This window comes from Paenibacillus sp. 598K, assembly GCF_003851045.1.
GTDB lineage: Bacteria > Bacillota > Bacilli > Paenibacillales > Paenibacillaceae > Paenibacillus_D.
The window spans coordinates 1,118-3,091 of sequence record NZ_BFBX01000300.1 but is presented as its reverse complement, the minus strand read 5'-3'; the positions used below and the strand labels follow the sequence as shown (position 1 = coordinate 3,091).

2 protein-coding genes are annotated in these 1,974 nt (G+C 63.2%); both read left to right on the top strand.

What is annotated here, in order from left to right; translation table 11 throughout:
- The first annotated feature begins 83 nt into the window (after window positions 1–83).
- Window positions 84–1,076, top strand: a complete 993-nt coding sequence (iolC, locus tag PA598K_RS35175; protein WP_128661305.1) for a 5-dehydro-2-deoxygluconokinase — start codon at window positions 84–86, stop codon at window positions 1,074–1,076.
- 25 nt (window positions 1,077–1,101) lie between these two features.
- On the top strand, window positions 1,102–1,974 hold an 873-nt coding region (locus tag PA598K_RS35170), incomplete at its 3' end, for an aldehyde dehydrogenase family protein (RefSeq protein ID WP_128661307.1).

Here is a 1,974-nt window from a genome sequence, read left to right as displayed (position 1 = left end):
AGCGATCGGAAGATCGATCCGTGACCGTAGGCGTTTTATCAGTAAAAGGGGCAACCAGAGTCAATGAGAGGAGTCATTAGGCCATGATAGCATTCCAGAATAACAAGACGCTCGACTTCGTCGCCGTCGGACGACTATGCATCGACCTCAATGCCAACGAGATCAATCGTCCGATGGAGGACACGGTCACCTTCACCAAATACGTCGGCGGCTCGCCGGCTAATATCTGCATCGGCATGTCTCGTCTCGGGTTGCGGACCGGCTTCGTCGGCAAGATCGCGGACGACCAGATGGGTCGCTTCATCCATCGTTACCTTGAGGGCTGCGGCATCGAAACCTCAGGCGTCGTCACGGATCATACCGGCGCAGTGACGGGTCTGGCCTTCACCGAGATCAAGAGCCCGACCGACTGCAGCATCCTCATGTATCGCGACAATGTCGCCGATCTGCTTTTGACGCCCGGCGAGGTATCCGAGGAGCTGATCGCTCGCGCCAAGCTGGTGCTCATCTCCGGGACGGCGCTCGCTCAGAGCCCGTCGCGCGAGGCAGTGTTCCAGGCACTGGCTTACGCGCGCAAGCATGGCGCGGTGATCGCCTTCGACCTCGACTACCGTCCGTACACGTGGCAGTCGGAGGAGGAGACGGCAACCTACTACAATCTCGCCGCCGAGTCGTGCGACATCATCATCGGCACCCGCGAGGAGTTCGATATGATGGAGCGCTACGAGGACAATCCGGAGCACGAGGATCGGGTGACGGCCTCCAAGTGGTTCGACTACCGGGCGGACATCGTCATCATCAAGCATGGCAAGCAAGGCTCGATCGCCTATGCGAAGGATGGTTCCAGTCACCGTACCGGCAGCTATCGCGCCGAGGTGATCAAGACGTTCGGCGCCGGCGACTCCTATGCGGCAGGCTTCCTGTACGGACTGATGCAGGGCTGGACGATCGAGCGCAGCATGCAGTACGGCAGCGCGGCGGCTGCGATCGTCGTCTCCAGCCATAGCTGCTCGGATGCGATGCCGACCGTCGAAGCGGTCCAGACCTACGTCGATACCAACATCATGCACACTTAATTCCGAAGGGAGATCATGCTACGTTATGACTACTACGAATGAAGTCTCCACCCTCGCCAACTATATCGGCGGCCGTTGGGTCGCCTCTGCCTCGACCGCGCTGGAGCCGGTCTATAATCCCGCTACCGGCGAGGTTATCGCACAGGTGCCGCTCTCGAGCCGCGCCGATCTCGACGCCGCCGTCGCGGCGGCCAAGGCGGCCTTCCCCGGCTGGAGCCGGACGGCGGTGCCGCGCCGGGCGCGCATCTTGTTCCGCTACCAGCAGCTGCTCGTCGAGCGCTGGGAGGAGCTGGCGCAGATCATCACGCGCGAGAACGGCAAGAGCTACGCCGAGGCGTACGGCGAGGTGCAGCGCGGCATCGAGTGCGTCGAGTTCGCCGCCGGGGCGCCATCGCTTATGATGGGCAAGGTGCTGCCGGATATCGCCACCTCGCTGGAGTCGGCGATGTATCGCTATCCGGTTGGCATCGTCGGCGGCATCACGCCGTTCAACTTCCCGATGATGGTGCCGTGCTGGATGTTCCCGCTCGCCATCGCTTGCGGCAATGTATTCGTGCTGAAGCCGTCCGAGCGGACGCCGCTGCTGGCCAACCGGCTCGCCGAGCTGTTCGCCGAGGCGGGGCTGCCGGAAGGCGTGCTTAACATCGTCCACGGCGCGCATGATGTCGTCAACGGGCTGCTGGAGCATCCGGACGTCGGCGCGATCTCCTTCGTCGGCTCGCAGCCGGTGGCGGAGTATGTGTACAAGCGAGGCACCGAGCATGGCAAGCGGGTGCAGGCGCTGGCTGGCGCGAAGAACCATTCGATCGTGCTGCCGGACGCCGATCTCGACGCAACCGTGCAGCAGATTACGGCGGCGGCCTTCGGCTCCGCGGGCGAGCGCTGCATGGCGTGCGCC

Excerpts from the sequence above, each read along its gene's own strand:
- iolC (WP_128661305.1), top strand. The coding sequence starts at position 84 with ATGATAGCATTCCAGAATAACAAGACGCTCGACTTCGTCGCCGTCGGA.